This is a genomic window from Bartonella sp. CM31XJBT, assembly GCF_028618555.1.
Lineage (GTDB): Bacteria > Pseudomonadota > Alphaproteobacteria > Rhizobiales > Rhizobiaceae > Bartonella.
In genome coordinates, this window is record NZ_JAQITD010000083.1 from 1 (window position 1) to 723 (window position 723).

Genomic DNA, 723 nt, shown 5'->3' on the forward strand with positions numbered 1-723 from the left:
AATTGCTGGGTGTATAATAAAGCTCGGGTCTTTCAAAATGCACGCGTCTTTGGAAATGCTAAAGTAAAAAGCTTTTTTGTTGATGTCTATGGTAATGCGCAAATTTATGGGAATGCTATTTTTGAAGGTATGACATTAAAGGACAATGCAAAGCTGTCTGGTAATGCGCATGCTAACAACGCCGTTGTAATTGAAGGCAATGCACAAATTTATGATAACGCCCGTGTCACTGATCACGCTCATATTTCCGATAATGCTGTCATTTGTGATGATGCTCATGTCGGAGGCAATGCAAAAATAAGTGGCTCTGCTTACATTTGTGATGAATCACGTGTTTTTGATGATGCCGTTATTTGTGATGCTCTTATCTCTGGTTCTTCATATATTCATAGCAATGCCTCTTTAACAGCTAATGAAGATATCTGTGATGATGCATATCCTGAGTTTGGTAGCGAAGATGATTATTATCGTCATGAGTATTATGCTGATTTTGAAGGGTATTATGGCGATGATAATGACAGCGAATATGAAAGTGATGCTGCGTAAATGACACGCGCGGGCGCGGCGGGGGCGCCCTCCTTTAAACATCTCATTTAAAAATTTAAATCTCTATAAAGGAATTGTGCTCATGCAAAAGAAGTTTGCACTCACAAATGAAACGCGTGTAATTAATAATCATACCCTTTATCGCATTAAAGCATTAAAAGACTTTGCTGATGTTAA

1 protein-coding gene is annotated in these 723 nt (G+C 38.3%); it reads left to right on the top strand.

The window, feature by feature from the left end:
* Positions 1–546, top strand: a 546-nt coding sequence (locus PVV63_RS10295) for a hypothetical protein (RefSeq protein WP_273791763.1), incomplete at its 5' end; no start/stop codon positions are given.
* Positions 547–723 lie beyond the last annotated feature (177 nt).